Raw genomic sequence first — 21533 nt, 5'->3', positions numbered from 1 at the left:
GTGGACCCGATCAGCATCGCCCTGCCCGTCGGGGCGGTGGAGACGACGATGCTCGCGAGCGTGCGGGTCGCCGCGTTCCTCGTGATCGCACCGCCGTTCTCGCAGCGTGCCGTGCCGGCCACGATCAAGGTCGCGCTCGCGCTCGGGATCGCGCTCGCCGTGTCGCCGCGGCTCGACCCGCTGCCGTCCGACACGACGCCCGCGTTCGTCGGGTCGCTCGTCGGCCAGGCCGTCATCGGCGCCGCGCTCGGGTTTCTCGTCTCGCTCGTCTTCTCCGCGGTGCAGTCGGCCGGGTCGCTGGTCGACCTGTTCGGCGGCTTCCAGCTCGCGACCGCGTACGACCCGATGAGCCAGACCAGCGGCGGCCCGTTCGGGCGGCTGTACCAGATGACCGCGATGGTGCTGCTGTTCGCGTCCGACGGGTACCAGGTGGTCCTCGCCGGGCTGGTCCGGACGTTCGACGCGCTGCCGCTGGGCGCGATGCTCGACCCCGCCGCGCTCGGGCACACCCTCACCGACGGCCTCACGCAGATGTTCCTCGCGGCGCTGCAGATCGCCGGGCCGCTCATCGTCGTGCTGTTCCTCGCCGACGTCGGCCTCGGGCTGCTCACGCGCGTCGCGCCCGCGCTCAACGCGTTCGCGATGGGCTTCCCGCTGAAGATCTTGCTCACGCTCGTCTTCGGCTCGCTCGCGTTCCTGGCCCTGCCGACCGTGATGGAGGCCCTGACGGGGCGTTCCGTCGAGCAGATGCTGGGGGTGGTGATCCCGTGAGCGGCGACGACGGGCAGGACAGGACCGAGAAGGCCACCCCGCAGCGGATGAAGGAGGTCCGCCGCAAGGGCGGCCTCGGCCGGTCGCAGGACCTCGCCGCGTGGGTCGGCCTCGGCGCCGCCGCCGCGGTGCTGCCGCTCGTGCTCGACAACGGCAGGGCGGCCGCGATCGGGCAGCTCGCCATGGTGCGCGACGCGGCTGCGGACCCCGACGGCACCGACGTCGTGCAGGTGCTCGGCGACGCGCTCATGACGGTCGTCACGACGCTCGCGCCGCTGTTCGTCGTCGGCGTCATCACCGCGATCGCCGTGAGCGCCGCGCAGGGCGGCATCCACCTGCACCGCCTGCGCCTGCACGCCGAGCACCTCAAGCCCAAGGGCATCGCGTCCCGGCTCGTCGGCGGGCAGGCGTGGTGGCAGGGCACCAAGACGCTGCTCAAGACGGCCGCGGTCGCGCTCGTCCTGCTGGTCGCGCTGCAGGCGCTCGTGCCGACGCTCCTCGCGTCCGGCCGGCTGCCCCTGTCGCACCTGCTCGGCATCGCCTCCGACGGCACCTCGACGCTCCTGCGGACCGGCATCGCCGCCGGCGTGATCCTCGCGATCGCCGACGTCGCCGTCGTCTTCCGCCGCAACCGCAAGCAGACCCGCATGACGCTCCGTGAGGTCAAGGAGGAGCACAAGCGGACGGAGGGGGACCCGATGCTCAAGGGCGCGATCCGCTCGAAGCAGCTGCAGATGAGCCGCAACCGCATGATGGCCGAGGTCGCGAACGCCGACGTCGTGCTCGTCAACCCGACGCACGTCGCCGTCGCGCTGCGCTACGAGCCGGGCACGGGCGCCCCGCGCGTCGTCGCGAAGGGTGCCGGCGCGGTCGCCGCGCGCATCCGGTCCGCCGCGTCCGACGCGCAGGTCCCGATGGTCGAGGACGTCCCGCTCGCGCGTGCGCTGCACGCCGCGTGCGAGCTCGGCCAGGAGATCCCCGCGCACCTGTTCACCGCCGTGGCCCGCGTGCTCGCGTTCGTCATGGCCCTGCGGCGCCGCGGCGCCGGCTCGGGTCAGCACCGCGTCCCCGGCGGCTCGACGCTGCCGGCGGACGACACCACCGACCACCGCGCGGCCGCGCGGGCCGCCGTGCGCGACGCCGCACGCGCCGGCCGCCGGCCCGCCGCCCCCACCGACCCCGCTGAGACCTCCACCGGTCAGGAGACCACCCGATGAAGTCCCGGTCCATCGCGCCCATGGCGGTGCCCGCCGGCGTCGTCGGCATCGTGCTGCTGCTCGTCGTGCCGCTGCCCGCCGCGCTGCTCGACGTGCTGATCGCCGTCAACATCACCGCGTCGCTCGTCATCCTGCTGACCTCGATGTACGTCAAGCGGCCGCTCGACTTCTCCGTCTTCCCGTCGCTGATCCTGGTGTTCACGCTGTTCCGGCTCGGCCTCAACGTGGCGTCGACGCGGCTCGTGCTCCGCGACGGCTACGCGGGCCAGGTCATCGAGGCGTTCGGGCACTTCGTCATCGGCGGGTCGCTCGTCATCGGCCTCGTGATCTTCCTGATCCTCGTGGTCATCCAGTTCGCGGTCATCACGAACGGTGCGGGCCGCGTCGCCGAGGTCGGCGCGCGGTTCACGCTCGACGCGATGCCCGGCAAGCAGATGGCCATCGACGCCGACCTCAACTCGGGCCTCATCGACGAGGACGAGGCGCGCCGCCGCCGCGCCGACGTGGCTGCCGAGGCCGACTTCTACGGCGCCATGGACGGTGGCTCGAAGTTCGTCAAGGGCGACGCGATCGCGGGCATCGTCATCACGGTCATCAACCTCGTCGGCGGCTTCGTCATCGGCATGGTGCAGATGGGCATGTCCGCGGGGGACGCGCTGCAGCGGTTCAGCCTGCTGACCATCGGCGACGGCCTCGTCACGCAGATCCCCGCGCTGCTGCTGTCGGTGTCCACCGGCATCGTCGTCACCCGCGCGACCGCCGAGGGCGACATGGGCACGGCCGCCGCCAAGCAGCTCGGCCAGTCGCGCACCGCGCTGCTCATCGCGGGCAGCGGGGCGATCGCGCTCGCGCTCCTGCCGGGCATGCCGAAGCTGCCGTTCATGCTCGTCGGCGCGACGCTCCTGCTCGTCGCGCAGCGGGTCAAGGCGCGCGAGGCCCGCGAGGCCGCCGCGGCGCTCACGAAGCCCGCCGCGTCCGTGACCGCGCCGCCCACGGACACCCCCGAGCAGCTCATCGAGGACATGCGCGTGCACACGCTCGAGATCCTGCTCGCGCCCGACCTGGTCGACCTCGTCGGCTCCGGCCCGGACCAGGACCTGCTCGCGCGCGTGCGCGGCCTGCGCCGCAAGACCGCGATGGAGCTCGGCATCGTCGTGCCGCCCGTGCGGACCCGGGACTCGGTCGACCTGCCGCGGGCCACCTACGTCGTGAAGATCGCCGGCGTGGAGGTCGGCCGCGGGCAGGCGCCCGCCGGGTCGATGCTCGCGCTCGGCGACGACCTCGGTGCCCTGCCCGGGACGGTCGTGCACGAGCCCGTGTTCGGCCTGCCCGGCAAGTGGGTGCCGTCCGAGCTGCGGCACGCCGCCGAGATGTCCGGCGCGACCGTCGTCGACCGGGTGTCCGTGCTCATCACGCACCTCGGTGCGCTCATCACGCAGAACGCTGCGCGCCTGCTCGGCCGCGAGGACGTCCGCGTCCTCACCGAGTCGGTCAAGAAGGTCAACCCGTCGGTCGTCGAGGAGCTCGTCCCGTCGCTGCTGTCGCTCGGCGAGGTCCAGCGGGTCCTGCAGGGCCTGCTCACCGAGGAGGTCCCGATCCGCGACCTGGGCCGCATCTACGAGGCGCTCGCGCTGCGCGCCAAGCTGTCGACCGACCCCGAGGGGCTCGTGGAGGCCGCGCGCGCCGCGCTCGGCCCCGCGCTCGCGGCGCAGCACGCGCAGGACGGCACGCTGCGCGTCCTCACGCTCGACCCCGGCCTCGAGCAGCAGCTCGTCGAGTCGCTGCGGCCCGGCGACGGCGGCACGCAGCTGCTCGTCGACCCGTCGCGCGTCGAGTCCGTGCTGCACCAGCTCCGCGCGGCCGTCGCCGAGGCCGAGGCCGACGGGCGGGCGGTCGTGCTCGTGTGCGCGCCCGTCGTGCGGCCCGCGCTGCGCCGGCTCGTCGCGCTCGGCCTGCCGCGCCTGCCCGTCCTGTCCTACGCCGAGGTGACCGGTGGCGGGCTGACCGTCGAGACCGTGGGGGTGGTGCGCGGTGACCACGCGATTGCTGCTTGAGGGCACCAGCCTCGCCGAGCTCATGGCGCACGTGCGCGCCGAGTTCGGGCCGCAGGCACGCGTCGTGCGCGCCGAGCGCGTCCGCAGCGGCGGCATCGGCGGGTTCTTCGCGCGCGAGCGGTACGAGATCACCGTCGACGTGCCGCCGCCGCCGCCGGAGGCCCGGCCCGCCGCGCTGCGCGCCGTGCCCGCGGGCGGGCTGCCTGCGCTGCTGGCCGCGGCCGACGAGGCGGACGAGGTCGGGGGTGCGGTGGCCGAGGCTGCCGGCGTCGCAGCGGGGCGCGCGGGGGCGGGCTCCGACGACGAGCCCGACGCGGCGTCGTTCGCACACGTGCTCGAGCAGGTGCGCGCGGTGACCGCCGACCCGCTGCCCGACCCGGGGCTGGCCGCCCCGCCCGCCGCCCGCGCGCTCCAGGCGGTCACCCCGCGCGTCGCCGTCGCCGAGCCCGTCGTCGAGGTGCCGACGCCGCGCGAGCCCGTCGACGTCGTGCCCGTGACGTTCCCCGTCGTGGCGCCCGCCGCGTCGCCGGCTCCCGCTGCCGCTCACGACCTGCGGGCCGCGCTCGCCGAGATCGGTGTGCCGGCCGCGCTGCTCGACCGCGAGCACGTGACGCTGTCCGGCGTCCTGGCGGACGTCCCGCCCGCGCCGCAGCCTCCGCGCACGGCCGGGTCCGTGCTCGTCGTGCTCGGTGCCGACGACGACGCCGACGCGGCCGCCGCGCTGCTCGCCGAACGCCTGCGGCTGCCCGCCGAGGCCGTGCGCCTCGCCGGGGCGCCCACCGGTCGGGGTGGTCGGGGGCGTGGCCGCACGCCCGGCCGGATGTCGAGCGCCGAGCAGGTCGCCGCCTGGCGGACCGGCGCGCCGTCCGCCGATCACCCGTGGGTCGTCGCGCTGACGGTCGGCGCCGACCCCGAGGACCGCGAGCTCGCACGCTCGCTGCTCGCCGCGTGCGAGGCCGACCACGTGTGGGCCGTGCTCGACGCGCGCACGCGCACCGCCGACGCCCGCCGCTGGCTGCGGTCGGTCACGCCCCGGGTCGACGCGGTTGCGATGCGCGGCCTGCTGGACACCGCCGAGCCAGGTGCCGCCCTGGCCGTCGGCGTGCCCGTCGCGTGGATCGACGGCGTCCCCGCGACGCCGGTCGCGTGGGCCGCGGCGCTCAGCCAGGCCCTCGGCGACCGGGCGCGCTGGGACTGAGCCGCGCGGACCGGTCGAGCGCGCGGTCGTCGGCCGCGGGACGCCCCCGACGCCGGTTCAGGAGGCCGGGGTGACCGAACAGGCGTACGATCGAAGCAGTCTCAGGATGAACCGGCTCTCAGCCGAGGACCCGCCCTCCTTGGACCACCAAGGAGGGCGTCATGCCCGTCCAGAGCAACTCCACGCCCCGTTTCACCAGCGACCTCGAGCATCCGCTCCCGCTGGGTGACCGGCCCTCTCGCACCGTTCCCGGCGCTCGGGCGCGCAAGCCCGTCCGCAGCCGCACCAGCGCCGCCTGGTTCGGGGTCTGCGTCGGCGCCCTCGTCCTCGTCGCACTCGTCGTGTTCATGATGCAGAACACCGCGCCCGTCGAGGTCGCCTTCCTCGGCATGGCCGGCAGCGCGCCCCTCGCGCTGGTGCTCGTCATCGCCGGCCTCGGCGTCGGTGTCGTGGCGCTCGTCGTCGGTGCCCTGCGCATCGGCCAGCTGCGTCGCCGCATCCGTTCCGACCGGCACACCACGCCGCCGACGCGCTGAACCCTCCCGGGCGGCTCCCCCCACCGCCTTCCTCGTCTTCTCGAAGGGGTCGATCATGACCACCGCCATCCAGCCGCACGCACCCGACGCCTCGACGGGCGACCTGCACCTGCTCTCGATCCTCGAGTCCGGCCTCCCCGCCGAGCTCGGCACCGCCGACGAGCCCGCCACGTACACCGTGCCGGTCGTGTTCTCCCGCCAGGTCGGCCGGGACGAGCGCGCCCGCATCGAGGACCCCGCGACCGCGCGCCGGCTCGCCGAGCAGATCGGTGCGACCGGCCCGCCGCTCCGGCTCGCCGTCTCCGACCGTCGCCTGCTCGTCGAGAACACCAACCTCGACCAGCTCCGTGACGGCCTCGCCGCCGCGCTGGCCGCCATGCTGCGGGACCTGGGCGGCGAGCTCCGCGCCGCGAGCGACGAGCGTGCCGTCGCGGCCGACGCCCGCGTGGTCGAGGAACGACGGCGGTCCGACGCGACCCACGCCGCCGTCTCGACGATCCGCTTCGAGTAGGCCGCCGTGGACACCCCCGTGCTCGCCACGACCACGCGCACCCCGTCCGCGCGCGAGCGCCAGGTCAGCGAGTTCACGACGCTGAGCAAGGCCGTCCAGGAGACCGGGCTCATGCGTCGCCGACACGCCTACTACTGGGTGCGGTTCCTCGTGCTGACGGCGCTGCTGGCGCTGACGTTCACCGCGTTCGTCGTCGTCGGGCCGTCGTGGTGGCAGCTCGTCATCGCCGCGCTCGTCGCGGTCCTGCTCGGCCAGGTCATGTTCCTGGGGCACGACGCCGCGCACCGGCAGATCTTCGAGTCCGGGCGGTGGAACGACTGGTCGAGCCTCGTCATCGCGAACCTGTTTGCCGGGATGAGCTACGGCTGGTGGCAGCACAAGCACTCGCGCCACCACGCCAAGCCGAACCAGATCGGCGCGGACCCCGACATCGCGACCGACGTCATCGTCTTCCACACCGAGGACCTCAAGGCCCCCCGGACGGGCCTCACAGGCTGGCTGACGCAGCGGCAGGGCTGGTTGTTCTTCCCGCTGCTGCTGCTCGAGGGGCTCAACCTGCACATCTCGGGCGTGAAGACGATCTTCGGCCGCGCGCCCGTGAAGCGGCGGCCGGTCGAGATCGCGTTCGTGACGCTCCGCCTCGGCGGCTACCTCGCGCTCGTGTTCTGGCTGCTGCCCGTCGGGATGGCGTTCGCGTTCCTCGGCGTCCAGCTCGGGCTGTTCGGGCTCTACATGGGGGCCGTGTTCGCGCCCAACCACAAGGGCATGCCGCTCGTGCCCCGCGACGCCCGGATCGACTTCCTGCGCCGGCAGGTGCTCATGAGCCGCAACGTCCGGGGCGGCCGCATGACCGACCTGTTCATGGGCGGGCTCAACTACCAGACCGAGCACCACCTGTTCCCGAGCATGCCGAGCCCGAACCTGCGGCGCGTCCAGCCCCTCGTGCGGGCGTTCTGCGCCGAGCACCGGGTGCCGTACACGGAGACGACCCTGCTGCAGTCCTACGGGATCGTCGTCCGGCACCTGAACGCCGTCGGGCTCGCCGCGCGCGACCCTTTCCAGTGCCCGCTCGCCGCTGAGCTGCGGTCCGCGCGGTAGCCAGGCCCCTGCCGCTGCCCCCGCCGACGACGGCACGGTGGGGCGGGTGCGACGCGTCCCGGTCGCGCGACAGATTCTCCGGGCGACCACTTGAATCGATCTACCAGCGGCCGAAGGGAGGGGTGCACCCCCCGACCCAGGAGCAGTGATCGTGTCCGGCCAGTCCCACCCCACCCGCCCGCGCCGCTGGCGCTGGAGCATCGGCCGCCGGCTCGTCGCCGGCTTCGTCGCCACCCTCGTCCTCATGATCGGCGTCGGCGTCGTGTCGTTCCTCAACACCCGGGCGCTGGTCGACAGCAGCACGTGGGTCGACCACACCCACGACGTCATCCGCGCGAACAACGCGATCCTGTCGTCGCTCAAGGACGCCGAGACGGGCCAGCGCGGGTACCTCATCACGGGTGCGGACTCCTACCTCGAGCCCTACACCGCCGCGCGGACCGCGGTCGGCGAGCACCTCGCCGAGGTGCGCAGCCTCACGGCCGACAACCCTGCGCAGCAGGCACGGCTCGAGGAGCTCGAGCCGCTGGTCGCCGCGAAGCTCGACGAGATGCAGCAGACGATCGACGTCCGCGACGCCGACGGCTTCGAGGCCGCGCAGGAGATCGTGATGTCGGACGCGGGCAAGGCCGTCATGGACCAGATCCGCGGCGTGCTCGACCAGATCGGCGGCGCCGAGGAGGCCCTCCTCACCGTCCGGGACGCCGAGGCGGACCGGGCAGCCCTCGCCACCGAGGTCGTGATCGTCGGCGGCTCGGCGCTCGCGGTCGCACTGGTCGTCGTCCTCGCGGCCCTCCTCACACGCAGCATCACGCGCCCGATCCGCGACCTCACCGCCCGGCTCACGGAGATCGCGGACGGCGACGGCGACCTCACGCAGCAGGTGAGCAGCGCGCGCGACGACGAGGTCGGGGACCTCGCCCGCGTGTTCAACCGCTTCGTCGCGAACATCGCCGCGCTCGTCCGCCAGATCGGCGAGACCGCGGCCACCTCGTCCGCCGCGGCGCAGGAGCTGTCGGCGATCACGGGGGAGATGACCCGGCAGTCGACGCAGGCCGCGCAGCAGGCCGCCTCCGCCGCGGCGGCCGCCGAGCAGGTGTCGTCGAACGTCCAGACCATCGCCGTGGCGGGCGAGCAGATGGGCGCGTCCATCCAGGAGATCGCGCGCAGCGCCGCCGAGGCGAACACCGCCGGCCACACCGCGGTGACCAGCACGGACGACGCCAACACGACCATCGGGCGCCTGGGCGAGTCGTCCGCCGCGATCGGCGGCGTCGTCGCGCTCATCAACACGATCGCCGAGCAGACGAACCTGCTGGCGCTCAACGCGACGATCGAGGCCGCACGGGCGGGCGAGTCGGGCAAGGGGTTCGCGGTCGTCGCGGGCGAGGTCAAGGAGCTCGCGCAGCAGACCGCGAAGGCCACCGAGGAGATCACGGGCCGGATCACGCAGATCCAGTCCGACGTCGCGCACGCGGTCGCCGCGATCTCGACGACGACCGACGTCATCGGCCAGGTCAACGACCACCAGAGCAGCATCGCGGGAGCCGTCGAGGAGCAGAGCGTCACGACGTCGGAGATGACCTCCAACATCGCCGACGCGGCTCTGGGCGTCACGACGATCGCCGACAACGTCCGCGCGATGGCCGAGAACGCGCAGTACACGGCCGGGCACATCGACCAGATCCGCGGCTCGGCGGACGAGGTCGCGCGCAACTCCGTGCGCCTCGACGCGCTGGTGGGGCGTTTCACCGTCTGACGACGACGGACCGGCACGACACGTCGCGCTGCGCCGGGCGGGGGCCTGACCGGTCCCCGCCCGACCGCGCGCGAGGGCTCAGCGCGGTGCTGCGCGCAGCGCCTCCTCCTTGCGGGTCGCCCACTGCGCGACGAGCAGCGTCGCGTCGTCCTGCAGCTGCCCGTGCTGGTGGTCGAGCACCTCGTGCACGACGCGACGCAGCGTCTCGGGCGCGCTGTGGCCGGCCGCCGCGGAGCGGCGCAGCTGGTCGGTGAGCCGCTCGACGCCGTAGAACGTGCCGTCGGCGTCCCGCGCCTCGGTGACGCCGTCGGTGTGGAAGACGACCCAGTCGCCGGGCTCGAGCCTCTCCTCGGCGACGTCGATCTGCCCGTCGCCGAGGCCGAGCACGATGCGTCGACCGCCCTCGAGCCGCTTGACCACCTTGCCGTCGCGCATGAGCAGCGGCACGGGGTGCCCCGCGTTGACGTAGCGCAGGCGCCCGGTCGTGAGGTCGAGCTCGGCGAGCACGCCCGACGCGAAGAGCGCACCGCGCCACTGGTCACGGACGACGTCGTCGATCGCCGCCGCGGTGCCGGCGAGCGTGCGGCGCTCGCGACGGCTGTTGCGGAAGGCCGCGACGGCGACGGCCGCGACGAGCGTGCCGGACAGGTCGTGCCCGGTCGCGTCGAAGATGCCGAGGTGCGCGGTGCCGTCGACGACGCCGTAGTCGAACGCGTCCGCGGCGACGTCGTAGCAGGGCTCGAGGATGCCGGAGACGACGAGGCCCTCGGCGCCGAACGTGAGCGGCGGCAGCAGGTCGGCGAGCAGCTCGGTCGCGACCGCCCGCGGACGGCGGCGCGCGAGCATGTCGAGCGAGTCGCCGTACGGGTTCTTGGCCGCGATCATGTGGCCGACCAGGTGGCACAGCAGCTCGTACCGCTCCTGCGTGCGCGGGTCGTCGACGTCGGTGCCCGCGGGCATCGTGAGCTGGACGACGCCGAACCGGTGCACGCCGTCGAGGAGCGGCACCCACAGCGTGAGCGGATCCCCGGACGCCGGCACCGGCTGGACGTGCTGGAACGCGCGGCCCGCGAGCGTCCCCGTGATCGGGACGGCGTCCGCGTCGGGCAGCGACGGCGCCGGCATCGGGACCAGGAGACGCTGCTCGTAGTCGACGACCCAGAGCCGCGCGGTCCAGCCGAGCTCACCGGCCGCGTGGTTCGCGGCCTCCGCGACCCCGTCGGGCGTCGCCAGGTGGACCTCGTCGAGGAAGCCCCGGAGCGCGGCCAGGGTGCGGGCGTCGCGGTCGTCGGTCATCGGGCCACGCTAGGTCCGTGGGGGTGCGGCCGCTCCCGCTGCGTGCTGCCGCCGTCGGCGCGACGCCGCCGCGGCGCGTGACACCGCCACGCCCCGCAGGTCCGGGACGCCGGGAATGACCGACCGGGCCGCTCCGTTGTGGAGGGTGTCGCACCGCCCATGACCCCCGGGCTCTACCCTTCGCCGCCACGAGCGGCCACGCGCCGAGAGGCGTCATGCGGTGCGCACCTCGCGGAGGGCGGCCGGTCGCGTACCGGCCGCCCTTCCGCATGTCCGGACTGCTCGTCCGGACGGGGCGTCCGGCCCTCTGGTCGGGACGGCTCGCGGCGCGGAAATGCGTTTCCCGCGGCAACGGATCCGCGGGCTAGGGTCGCCAGGTGACACCGCCCGACGACCGCCCCCGCACCACCGACGCGCTCTGGCGCGAGCGGCGCACGACGACCGCGGCGCTCGTGACCCTGGTCGTCCTCGTCGCGTTCGAGTCGTTCGCCGTCACCACCGTCATGCCGCGCGTCGCGGACGTGCTCGACGGCCACGCGCTCTACGCGTTCGCGTTCGCCGGGCCGCTCGCGACGGGCGTCGTCGGGATGGTCGTCGCCGGGTCGTGGTCGGACCGCAGCGGCCCGTTCCGCCCCTTCCTCGCAGGCGCGGTCCTCTTCGTCGTCGGGCTCGTGGTCGCCGGGCTCGCGGCCTCGATGCCGATGCTCGTCGCCGGCCGGCTCGCGCAGGGCCTCGGCGGCGGCGCCGTCAACGTCACGCTCATCGTCACGCTCGCGCGTGCGTACCCGCCGGTGCTGCACCCGCGGGCCTTCGCCTGGTTCTCCGCCGCGTGGGTCCTGCCGTCGCTGGTCGGGCCGGCGGTCGCGGGCGTGATCGCGGAGACCGCCGGGTGGCGGTGGGTGTTCCTCGCCGTCGCCGTGCTGGTCGTGCCGACGAGCCTGCCCCTGCTGCGCACGCTGCGACCGCTGGGCCCGCCCGAGAGCGGGTCCGACGTGAGCCCCGCCGAGGCGCGGGTCCGGGTGCTGCTCGCGGTCGTCGTCGCCGTCGCGGTCCTCGCGCTCAACCTCGCGGTCGAGCTGTCCGCCGTGCCGTCCGCGGTGCTCGCCGCCGTCGCGGGCGTGGGCGCGCTCGTCGCGGTCCGGCCCCTCCTGCCGGCGGGGTCGCTGCGCGCGCGGCCCGGCCTGCCGAGCGTCCTGGCGACACGTCTCCTGGTGTCCGGCGCGTTCTTCGGCGCGCAGGCGTACGTGCCCTACCTGCTCGCCGCGCGCGACGGCTGGGGACCCGCCGCGAGCGGGCTCGCGCTCACGACCGCGGCGCTCGCGTGGTCCGGCATGTCCGCCGTGCAGGGGCGGCTCGGCCAGCGGCTCCTGAGCCGCGACGCCGTGCGCATCGGGACCGTCCTGGTGGTCGCCGCGACCGTCGGCGCGTGGCTCACGGCCGCGGCCGGGCTGCACCCGGCGGTGCTCGTCACGACGTGGACGCTCGCCGGGGCCGGCATGGGGCTCGCGTCGTCGCGGCTCAACGTGCTGCTGCTCGGCTACTCCGGCCCCGGGACCCAGGGCCGCAACAGCTCCGCGCTGTCGATCGCCGACGCGGTGGGCGCCGCGCTCGCCCTCGCGGTGAGCGGCGTGCTGTTCGCGCTCGTCTCCGGGTCGTCGGCGGCGGGTGGGCACGGCACGGGCGGGGGTGAGGACGTCGTCGGGACGACGGGCTTCGCCGTGGCCTTCGGGCTGACCGTCGCGCTGTCGGTGCTCGCCGCGGTCGTCGCGCCGCGCGTCGGGGTGCCGCCGACCGAGCGGCACGACGACGCGACGTCGGCCGACGACGGGGCCGCCGCGCGCACCTGACGACCCGTGCCGCGACGCCGGGACGAGCCGGGGTCGCGGCGCCGGCCGTGCCGTCAGGTGGTCGGGACCTCGACGTCGACGCGCACGACGTCGCCGGTCCGGGCGAAGAGCCGGCCGCTCACGTCGGCGTCGAGCACCCCGTCGGTGCCGGGCACGCGCGTGCCGTCGGCCAGCGTCGCCTCGACCCGCAGCGTCGACCCGCGCCGGTAGACGACCGGCACCTGGCAGAACGTGAACGCGAGCGACCCGGCGTCGAGCGTGAGGGTCTGCTCGGCCTGCGCGACGTCGTGGAAGCGGAACGTCGTCGGTGCGGTCGTCCACTCGTCGGCGCGCAGCAGCACGGGCCGGACGACGACGCGGCCGTCCTCGACCCGCAGGCCTAGCTCGCCGAGCCGCGTGAGGACCTCCTCCTTGACCTGCCCGGTCATGCCCGGCTGGCGCGCGCCGTGGCCGGCGGGCGTGTGGGAGTACGGGTCGACGGGGAAGGCGCCGTAGACCTCGGGCGACTTGCAGTAGCCGAGGCCCAGCCGGACGTCCTCGTACGCGTCGGCCAGGCCCTGCACGACCGCCGCGTCGAGGCTCTCGGTGACCGCCCGCTCGTGGTTCTCCTGCACCGCGAGCAGCAGCTTCGAGACCATGTGCCAGTAGATGCTGCCGAGCCCCTCGTACGCGAAGAACGACCCGGACCGGCCCGTGAACTCGGCGTGCCGGAACACCTGCTCGAACACGTCGAGGACCGCGGCGCGGCCGTCGGTGACCTGCTGCGGTGCCACGCCGGGCGCGCCCGCGGACAGCGCGTCGAGGGCCGCGACGACGTCCCGCGCGTTGTGCAGGCCCGGCGCGAACCGGTGCGTGCCGCGCACGTCGCGCAGCACGAGCGTCGTGTCGCCCGCGGCGACGAGCGCGTCGAGCAGCGGCGCGCCCGCGGCCTGGGCGGGGGTGATCGTGTTGCGCGCGAGGAACGTCGGCAGCTCGCGGTCGGGGTAGAGCTGGTAGGAGTGCTGGTCCGCTCGGTACAGGGCGCTGCGGCGCAGCGCGTGCACGAGGCCGAGCGCCTCCGCGGGCGTGAGCAGCCCCGACGACAGCACCGCGACCTGGCCCTCGAGCATCTCCTGCAGGTGCCCGACGCGCGCGACGCCGCCGCGCAGGTCGAGCAGGTTGTAGGAGTGGAACAGCCCGTCGGGCCGACGGTTCGCGCGCAGCCCCGCGTCGACGTACCGCTGCGCGACGTCGAGGAACGCCCGCACGTCGGCCGCGCCGACCGTCCGGTGCGCGCCGCCGAAGCCGGCGTACACGCGCTCGCGGTACGCGGTGCCCGCGGCGCCGAGCGCGTCCATGACGGCGCGTCGGCCCGCGTCGTCGAACCCGCCGTCGGCCGCCGCGGTGTGCGCGTCGAGCGCGGTGGTCACGTCGGCGAGCAGCCCCGCGAGCTCCTCGGTGACCGTGAGGTCGCGGTCGAGCAGGTCGCGGGCGAGCGTGAGCCCGCGACGCAGGTAGGCGAGCGTCACGACGGACAGCCCCTTGCCGACGAGCGCGTTGTTCGCGTCGTTCCACTCGGGGCGCTGGGTGTTCATCCAGATGCCGCCGTCGGGCACGAGGTTGACGACCTTCGCGAGCACGAGCAGCAGCAGCTTCTCGCCGAGCGACACGCGCACGAGGTCGCCGTCGGCGCCGTGCACGAGCCGGCCGTCGGCGCCCTCGGTCCGCACCCGCTGCTGCACGCGCTCCTCGGCGGCCGTGTCGAACGCGATCGTCTCGATCGGCTCCACGACCGTCTGCTCGTAGGAGGCGATCCGGTACGGCACGTCGGCGTGCGTGAACAGCGCGCGGTCGACGAGCGCGTCGAGCCGGCCGGGGTGGAAGCGCCGCGACGTCTCGAGCAGCTTCACCAGGTAGACGATCTGGTGGTCGCTCCAGTAGCCGATGTTCGCCCACGGGTTCGACGGCTCGGGGACCTCCCAGTCGATGCCCGAGCGCGAGATCCGGTACGGGTTGTAGCCGTCGGCGGTGGTCGCGTCGAGGAACACCGCGACCATCGACTCGACGTAGCCCGGGAACGACCAGGCCAGCGCCTCCCAGTTCTGGAAGATGTCGCGCCAGTTGCCCTGGAAGTCGACGCGCGTGCGGCCCTGGGCGTCGGTGAGCGCGATCTGGAACTTGTTCCACGGGCGGCTCGGGTCGCCGTGGCGGCGGCTGAACGTGAGCGGCAGGTACTCGCGCACGAGCCGCAGCAGGTCGGGGTCACCGGTCGCGTCGGCGCGTTCCAGCAGCGCGTCGAGGTCGGCGGTCGCGGGGAGCGCGTCGAGCCAGGCGGCCTGCCGCGCGGCGGTGCGCGGCGAGCGCTGGGCGACGAACGCGCGCAGGTCCTCGCCGGGCACGCGGTAGCCGTCGACGAAGACGCCACCGCGCATCACGTTGAAGAGGACGTTCGCGGCGTGGTGGGCCGACGCTAGCTCGTCGCCCGTGACCTGCGCGGCGTCGGCGGTGCCGACGAGGTGGTCGAGCCGGTCGCGCGTCGCGGCGACGTCGGCCTCGAGCGCGGCGGCCGCGGCGGGGTGGTCGGCGAGCTCGCCCTGGAGCCGGACCACGTCCGCGGCGCTCTGGTCGACGTCCGCGACGACGCTCCACCGCCGGGTCTCGCCGGGCGCGAGCGCGACCTCGGCGACGACCAGGTACGCGCCCTTCTCGCCGCGGACCTCGGGCTCGGAGGTGACCGCGCGGCCGTCGGCGAACGCGGCGACCTGCCGGGTCGACGTGAGGTGCGCGACCGGGGCGAGCCCGACCTGCCACGCGACCGTCGCCGCGAGCGACTCGCTCGGGTCGCTCTTGTCGGTGAGCGTCGAGTTCAGGTAGACGAGCCCGAGTCCCGTCGCGGCGTCGACCTCGGTGCGCTTGTAGGCGTCGAGCAGGCTGCTGAACTCCGACTGCGTCTGCACGGTCACGCCGGCGGGCAGCAGGTCGACGAACCCGTCGAGCACGCGGGCGTGCACGGGCGCGCCGCCCACCGCGGTGAGCGCGACCTCGCGCACGACCCCGTACCGCGCGCTCGTCCGCCACGTGACGCGGGCGCGCACGCCGACGTCGGGGCGGGTCTCCTCGAAGACGAGCGTCGTGCCGAGGTAGTCCTTGTACAGGTGCCGCTCGACGGCCGGGTCGTCGGGGCGGCGCTCCGCGAACGGCTGCCACGCCCGCGTGCCGTCGGGAGTCTCGACGCGCAGCAGCGTGAGCCCGCCCGTGCGACCGGCGCCCGCGGCGACCTTGTCGTCCGTGGCGTACGCGAACAGCGCGCGGTCGGCGTGCTCGCGCCCGGCGGTGACGCCGCCGGTGCTGGAGACGAACAGCCAGAGGTCGCTCGCGCCGACGAGCGTCATGAAGAACGGGGGGAGGTCGGAGTACGACGCGATCCGGTAGAACCGCCTGCCGTCGAGGTCCACGGGTCCGCTCGTCGCGAGCGCGTCGCCGGGCTCGTCGGTGCGTGCGGGCGTGAGGGTCTGCGACGCCATGTCCTGATCGTCCTTCGTGCCGGGGCGCGGGTCGACCGGTCGACGACCGGACGGGCCGCGTCGGTGCGGCCGTGGAAGCGCTCCCCTACAGTGACACGTGTCAACGCGGAAGGCAACGGCCCTTCGGCGCCCGATGCGAGCATCGGTGCAGGTCCGTCACCCGAACGCGCCCGCGAGCGTCCCGCGCTCCGCTAGCCTGCGTCCGCCGAGGCGCGGGGCCTGCGGCACCGGAGGAGGGGTCGTGCTCCGCTACCTGCCGTTCGTGGTCGAGATCGGGCTGCTCGTCTACTGCCTCATCGACTGCATCCAGTCCGACGAAGGTCGTATCCGGAACCTGTCCCGGACGGGCTGGCTCATCCTCATCGTCATCCTGCCCGTCGCGGGCGGCGTCGCCTGGCTCGTCGCGGGCCGCCCCAAGGACGACCGCCGCCGCCAGGTGCCGTGGCCGTCCACCGGGACCGCGGGCTTCCCCGAGTACGAGAGGCCCCGTCGCGCGCCCGACGACGACCCCGAGTTCCTCGACCGCCTGCGCCGCGACCGCGAGTCCGACAACAAGCACGAGCAGATGCTGCGGGACTGGGAGGCGCAGCTGCGCGACCGCGAGCAGCGGCTCTCCGAGCCCGACGGCGGGACGAGCGGCTCGTCGAACGCGTGACTCGCTCGTGGCGCGCGGGCGCCGCCGCGTGCGGACGGTAGGGTCGCTCGCATGCTCGTGCTCAGCAGACGCGTCGGTGAGCGTCTCGTCATCGGGGACGACATCGTCGTCACCGTGATCGAGGTCCGCAGCGACGGCGTGCGTCTGGGCATCGACGCCCCCCGCGACGTGCGCGTCCACCGTGCCGAGGTCCTCGAGGCCCTCACCGCGGCCAACGCCGAGGCCGCGAAGGCCGACGACAGCACCGCGGCCGCGCTGCGCCGCCTCCAGCCGCCCGCCACGCCCGCCGGGCCCGGCACAGGCCCCGGCACGGCGGCCTCCGCGCCGACCGACGCACCCCCCACCGGCGCGACCCCCGCGGATCCCTCAGCAGGGACCTCCACCGGCCGATGAGGTTGGGCGCCGGGCCGGCGCCGAATGCCTCCCGGTGGGGAGGCACGCGTGGAGGACATCGACGAGATCGTCCGCGAGTTCCTGGTCGAGAGCTACGAGAACCTCGACCAGCTGGACCGGGACCTCGTGGAGCTCGAGGAGAACCCGGGCGACAGGCCGCTGCTCAGCAGCGTCTTCCGGACGATCCACACCATCAAGGGGACGAGCGGGTTCCTCGCGTTCTCGCGCCTGGAGCGCGTCACGCACGCGGGCGAGAACCTGCTCGTCGAGCTGCGCGACGGTCGCCGCCAGATGGACCAGGTGACCACCGACGTGCTGCTGCGCACGGTCGACACCGTCCGGCTGCTGCTCGACGCGATCGAGCGCACCGGTGGCGAGGGCGACGTGGACGTCGACGTGGTCGTCGAGGCGATCGTCGCCGTGCAGGAGGGACGGACCGCCGCGCAGGCACCGCCGGCCACGGCGACCGCGCCCGCGGCCGCCGAGAGCACGGCCGACGTGCCCCACCCGCGCGAGGCCCCCGCCGACGAGAACGCCGAGCCGGTCGCCGCGGCCGTCGCCGCCGTGACCGCCGAGCACGCGACCGAGGCCCCGGCGACGGCCGCGCCGGACAAGGTCCCGGCGATCAAGCAGATCGTCACGCGCGTCCCGAAGGACGGCGCGGCAGCGTCCGGCCCCGCCGACGGCACGCCGCCCGGTGACGCACCCGCGCCGGTGCTGCCCACCCCGCACGTCGACCCGGCCGCCCAGCGGGCCGCCGACGAGGCGCTCGAGGCGGCCGCCGTGCAGGCGCTCGCCGCCGCGGCGCTCGCCGACCTGTCGAGCGGGCACGAGTACCAGCCGACGATGGCCCCCGCGGCCGCGCCCCTCGAGGAGGTCGGCACGCTGCGCGGCGCGAGCGAGTCGTCGGTGCGCATCGACGTCGAGCTGCTCGACCGCCTCATGCGGCAGGTCGGCGAGCTCGTGCTGGTCCGCAACCGGCTCACGCGCCTCGCGGCCGAGTCGCAGGACGTCGACCTCACGCGGTCGGCGCAGCAGCTCAACCTCATCGCGTCCGAGCTGCAGGACGGCGTCATGCGCACGCGCATGCAGCCCATCGAGAACGTCTGGGCGAAGATGCCGCGCGTCGTGCGCGACCTCGCCGCGACGTGCGGGCGCGAGGTGCGCCTCGAGCTCGTCGGCGGCGACACGGAGCTCGACCGCAGCCTGCTCGAGGCCGTCAAGGACCCGCTGACGCACCTCGTGCGCAACGCCGTCGACCACGGCATCGAGCCGCCCGGCGAGCGTGTCGCCGCGGGCAAGCCGTCGCACGGCACGCTCGAGCTGCGCGCGTTCCACGCGGGTGGCCAGGTCGTCGTCGAGGTCCGCGACGACGGGCGCGGCATCGACCCGCAGAAGGTCGCCGAGTCGGCGGTCCGCAAGGGGCTGCGCACGCCCGAGCAGGTCGCGCAGCTCGGCCAGGCCGAGATGCTCGGGCTGCTGTTCCTGCCCGGCTTCTCGACGGCCGCGGCGGTCACCAACGTGTCGGGCCGGGGCGTCGGGATGGACGTCGTGCGCACGCGCATCGAGGCGGTCGGCGGCACCGTGGACGTCGAGTCCACGGTCGGCGTGGGCACGTCGTGGCGCCTGCGCATCCCGCTGACGCTCGCGATCATGCCGTCGCTGTCCGTCGAGTGCGACGGCGACGTGTACGCGGTGCCGCAGGTCCACGTGCTCGAGCTCGTCGCGCTCGACGACCGCGCCGAGCAGTCCGTCGAGCACGTGCACGAGGCGCCCGTCTACCGGCTGCGCGGCGAGCTCCTGCCGCTCGTGCCGCTGCACGACGTGCTCGGGCTGTCCGACGGCGAGCCCGCCGGGTCCCGGCCCGGGGTCATCGTCGTGGTGCAGGCGGACGACAACCGCTTCGGCCTGCTCGTCGACCGCGTGCTCGCGACCGAGGAGATCGTCGTGACGCCGCTCGCGGCGCAGCTCAAGTCCGTGAGCACCTACGCGGGCACGACCGTGCTCGGCGACGGGCGCGTCGCGCTGATCCTCGACATGCAGTCGATCGCCCGCGAGGCGATGCCGCGCGAGCACGAGCACGCGTCGGTGGGCCACGCCTCGGCCGCGGTCGAGGAGGCGCACGAGACCGAGCAGCTGCTCGTCGCACGGATCGGCGAGGGCCGTCTCGTCGCGATGCCGCTCGCCGGCGTCGCGCGGCTCGAGCACGTGCGCTCGGACGAGGTCGAGACGGTCGGCGACCGCGAGGTCGTGCAGTACCGCGGCTCGATCCTGCCGCTCGCGCGCGTCGACAGCCTGGTCGGTGCGACGCCCGAGGACCGCGACGAGCTGCTGCTCGTCGTCTACGAGCGCGGGTCGCGCAGCGCCGCGCTGGTCGTCGAGGACATCGTCGACATCGTCGAGGACCACGCCGAGCACTCCGACATCGACGCCGCGGGCCTCGTCGGCTCGACCGTCGTGCACGGGCGCGTCACCGAGCTGCTCGACCTGCCCGCCGCGCTGCTCGCCGCGGACCACGACTTCGAGTCCGACGACCTGCTGGAGGGTGCCGCGTGAACCGCTACGTGACGTTCACCATCGGCGACGACCTGTACGGGGTCGACGTGCTGCGCGTCCAGGAGGCGCTGCGCGCGCACGCCCGCACGCGCGTCCCCCTCGCGCCGCCCGGGATCGCGGGGGTCGTCAACCTGCGCGGGCAGGTCGTCGTCACGGTCGACCTGCGGCCGCGGCTCGGCCTGCCGGGGCTCGCGCAGGACGCCGAGCCGATGATGGTCGTCGTCCAGGTGGACGGCGAGCCCGTGAGCCTGCTCGTCGACGAGATCGGCGACGTCCTCGACGTGCCCGTCGACGACGTCGGCGTGCCGCCGGAGACGCTCGACCCGGACCTGCGGCCGCTCATCCGGTCGGCCTGCACGCTCGAGGACCGGCTGCTGCTCGTCCTCGACGTCGACGAGGCGGCCTCCGCGGCCTGAGCCGCGCGGGGGGAAGTCGCCCCGACCCCTCACAGCACCGCCGCCGCGGCCGATCTTGACGGACGACGGCGACGAAGCCCTGACAAGGAGCACCGATGAGCAAGACCTCCCGCGACGGCGGCCCGCGCCGGCGCATGAGCCTGGGCAACCTGGGCATCCAGACGAAGATGATGCTGCTGCTCGGCCTCGTGGCGTTCGTCGCCCTCGGCTCGGGCGCCTTCGCCTACGTCGCCCTCCAGCGTGCCGCCCAGGACCTGCGGGACGTCGACGTCGTCGCCACCGAGGTGGCCGCGCTGTCGCGCTCGGTCGACGACGGCCAGCACAACGCGCGCCTCATCGTCGCCCAGATCGCCGCGGTGAAGAACCCGGTGATCCGCAAGGGCTGGGTCGAGCTGCAGCGGCGCAACGACATGGACATGGCCGAGGCCATCGAGGCGTTCGCGAAGTCGAGCGGCGCCGACGGCAACGCGGCCTGGCCGGGCTTCGTCGAGTCGTACCAGAAGTGGGTCGTGCTGCGGGACGAGAAGGTCGTCCCCGCTGCGCTCGCGGACGACGCCGACGCGTACTCGTCGATCTCCGACACCGTGAGCCAGCCCGCGATCGACGACTTCGTGCTGAAGTTCGACGAGGTCGAGAAGACGATGGCGGCGGAGGTCACCGCGACCGCGGAGGCCGCGCAGGACCGCGTCGACATGGCCGGCTACATCCTCGGCATCAGCCTGTTCGCGGGCCTCGCGATCTCGATGTTCCTCGGCTTCAAGACGGCGTCGGGCATCCGCAAGAGCGTGTGGGACATGTGCCGCGCGCTCAACGGCATGGCCGTCGGCGACTTCACGCGGACCGTCCCGGGCACGTCGCGCGACGAGATGGGGCAGATGCGCGAGGCCCTCGGCCGTGCGCAGGCCGGCGTCCGCGAGACGCTCACCGAGGTCAAGCACACGGCGGACGAGGTCGCCGTCGCGGCCGAGCAGCTCTCCGCGTCGTCGAGCCAGGTCGCCGCCGGGTCGGACGAGACCAGCGCGCAGGCGGGCGTCGTCGCGGCCGCGGCCGCGCAGGTGTCGCGCAACGTGCAGGCCGTCGCCGCCGGTGCCGAGCAGATGGGCGCGTCGATCCGGGAGATCGCGCAGAACGCGACCGAGGCGACCAAGGTGGCGCAGGCCGCCACGGGCGCCGCGGCGAGCGCGAACGACTCGGTGTCCCGCCTCGGCTCGTCGAGCCAGGAGATCGGCAAGGTCGTCAAGCTCATCACGTCGATCGCCGAGCAGACGAACCTGCTCGCGCTCAACGCGACCATCGAGGCCGCGCGTGCCGGGGAGGCCGGCAAGGGCTTCGCCGTCGTCGCGGGTGAGGTCAAGGAGCTCGCGTCCGAGACGGCCAAGGCGACGGAGGACATCGCGCGCCGCGTCGAGGCGATCCAGGCCGACACCACGGGTGCCGTCGCCGCGATCGGGGAGATCGGGACGATCATCGCGTCGATCAACGACTACCAGCTGACCATCGCGTCGGCCGTCGAGGAGCAGACCGCGACGACCAACGAGATGTCCCGCGGCGTGGCCGAGGCCGCCACCGGTTCCGGCGAGATCGCCGCGAACATCACCGGTGTCGCCACGTCCGCCGCCACGAGCTCGGAGGTGCTCAGCCAGATGGGCGGGTCCGTCACCGAGCTGGCCCGCATGTCCGCCGACCTGCGCGAGCGGGTGTCGATGTTCACCTTCTGACCGAA

Annotated in this window: 16 protein-coding genes; 14 read left to right on the top strand and 2 right to left on the bottom strand. The window is 74.4% G+C overall.

The window, feature by feature from the left end; all coding sequences use genetic code 11:
* Positions 1-9 precede the first annotated feature (9 nt).
* The 8 genes from fliR to GXP71_RS13060 all read left to right on the top strand — a co-directional run bounded on the left by fliR (position 10) and on the right by GXP71_RS13060 (position 9144).
* A complete protein-coding gene (gene fliR, locus GXP71_RS13095) occupies positions 10-771 on the top strand; it encodes a flagellar biosynthetic protein FliR (protein WP_162354348.1) in 762 nt (253 codons plus the stop codon).
* Between the two features lie 47 nt (positions 772-818).
* Positions 819-1988 carry a flagellar biosynthesis protein FlhB gene (locus GXP71_RS13090; protein WP_162354347.1) on the top strand — a complete coding sequence of 390 codons (1170 nt, stop codon included), beginning with the start codon at positions 819-821 and terminating at the stop codon, positions 1986-1988.
* On the top strand, positions 1985-4042 hold the full coding sequence (flhA, locus tag GXP71_RS13085; RefSeq protein ID WP_124343329.1) for a flagellar biosynthesis protein FlhA: 2058 nt from the start codon (positions 1985-1987) through the stop codon (positions 4040-4042). Before GXP71_RS13090 ends, flhA begins: the two co-directional genes overlap by 4 nt.
* The gene (locus GXP71_RS13080) at positions 4020-5240 is read left to right on the top strand and encodes a hypothetical protein (RefSeq protein ID WP_162352997.1); all 1221 of its coding nucleotides are present in this window, start codon (positions 4020-4022) and stop codon (positions 5238-5240) included. Before flhA ends, GXP71_RS13080 begins: the two co-directional genes overlap by 23 nt.
* Before the next feature lie 161 nt (positions 5241-5401).
* Positions 5402-5776 (top strand): lipopolysaccharide assembly LapA domain-containing protein, encoded by a 375-nt coding sequence (locus GXP71_RS13075; protein ID WP_162352996.1) that lies wholly within the window; start codon positions 5402-5404, stop codon positions 5774-5776.
* 55 nt (positions 5777-5831) lie between these two features.
* Entirely contained in the window at positions 5832-6287 is a 456-nt protein-coding gene (locus GXP71_RS13070) for a hypothetical protein (protein WP_124341201.1), read from the top strand.
* A gap of 6 nt (positions 6288-6293) precedes the next feature.
* Positions 6294-7385: an acyl-CoA desaturase gene (locus tag GXP71_RS13065; protein ID WP_162352995.1), complete on the top strand. Its 1092-nt coding sequence runs from the start codon at positions 6294-6296 to the stop codon at positions 7383-7385.
* A gap of 151 nt (positions 7386-7536) precedes the next feature.
* A complete protein-coding gene (locus tag GXP71_RS13060) occupies positions 7537-9144 on the top strand; it encodes a methyl-accepting chemotaxis protein (RefSeq protein WP_162352994.1) in 1608 nt (535 codons plus the stop codon).
* A 78-nt stretch (positions 9145-9222) separates the two neighbouring features.
* On the opposite strand, the gene GXP71_RS13055 is transcribed toward GXP71_RS13060, so the two are convergent.
* Positions 9223-10440, bottom strand: a complete 1218-nt coding sequence (locus GXP71_RS13055) for a PP2C family protein-serine/threonine phosphatase (protein ID WP_238402409.1) — start codon at positions 10438-10440, stop codon at positions 9223-9225.
* A 377-nt stretch (positions 10441-10817) separates the two neighbouring features.
* Between GXP71_RS13055 and GXP71_RS13050 the strand changes: the two genes are divergently transcribed.
* On the top strand, positions 10818-12287 hold the full coding sequence (locus GXP71_RS13050) for an MFS transporter (RefSeq protein ID WP_162352993.1): 1470 nt from the start codon (positions 10818-10820) through the stop codon (positions 12285-12287).
* Between the two features lie 53 nt (positions 12288-12340).
* Here GXP71_RS13050 and GXP71_RS13045 read toward each other — a convergent pair whose 3' ends face one another.
* A complete protein-coding gene (locus GXP71_RS13045; protein WP_162352992.1) occupies positions 12341-15790 on the bottom strand; it encodes a hypothetical protein in 3450 nt (1149 codons plus the stop codon).
* Positions 15791-16031: 241 nt separating this feature from the next.
* On the opposite strand from GXP71_RS13045, the gene GXP71_RS13040 reads away from it, so the two are divergent.
* The 5 genes from GXP71_RS13040 to GXP71_RS13020 all read left to right on the top strand — a co-directional run bounded on the left by GXP71_RS13040 (position 16032) and on the right by GXP71_RS13020 (position 21528).
* Complete coding sequence (locus GXP71_RS13040) at positions 16032-16445, top strand: PLD nuclease N-terminal domain-containing protein (protein WP_162352991.1); 414 nt, start codon at positions 16032-16034, stop codon at positions 16443-16445.
* Between the two features lie 51 nt (positions 16446-16496).
* On the top strand, positions 16497-16838 hold the full coding sequence (gene csrA, locus GXP71_RS13035; RefSeq protein ID WP_162352990.1) for a carbon storage regulator CsrA: 342 nt from the start codon (positions 16497-16499) through the stop codon (positions 16836-16838).
* Positions 16839-16886: 48 nt separating this feature from the next.
* Positions 16887-19394 (top strand): chemotaxis protein CheA, encoded by a 2508-nt coding sequence (locus GXP71_RS13030; RefSeq protein WP_162352989.1) that lies wholly within the window; start codon positions 16887-16889, stop codon positions 19392-19394.
* Positions 19391-19810: a chemotaxis protein CheW gene (locus GXP71_RS13025; RefSeq protein ID WP_162352988.1), complete on the top strand. Its 420-nt coding sequence runs from the start codon at positions 19391-19393 to the stop codon at positions 19808-19810. The genes GXP71_RS13030 and GXP71_RS13025 overlap by 4 nt, the downstream gene beginning before the upstream one ends.
* Positions 19811-19905: 95 nt before the next feature.
* On the top strand, positions 19906-21528 hold the full coding sequence (locus GXP71_RS13020) for a methyl-accepting chemotaxis protein (protein ID WP_162352987.1): 1623 nt from the start codon (positions 19906-19908) through the stop codon (positions 21526-21528).
* Positions 21529-21533 lie beyond the last annotated feature (5 nt).

It is taken from the genome of Cellulomonas sp. H30R-01 (assembly GCF_010119915.1).
In the GTDB taxonomy this organism is placed as follows: domain Bacteria; phylum Actinomycetota; class Actinomycetes; order Actinomycetales; family Cellulomonadaceae; genus Cellulomonas; species Cellulomonas algicola.
The sequence above is the reverse complement of the archived record's forward strand: the minus strand, read 5'-3'. Positions and strand labels throughout refer to the sequence as shown.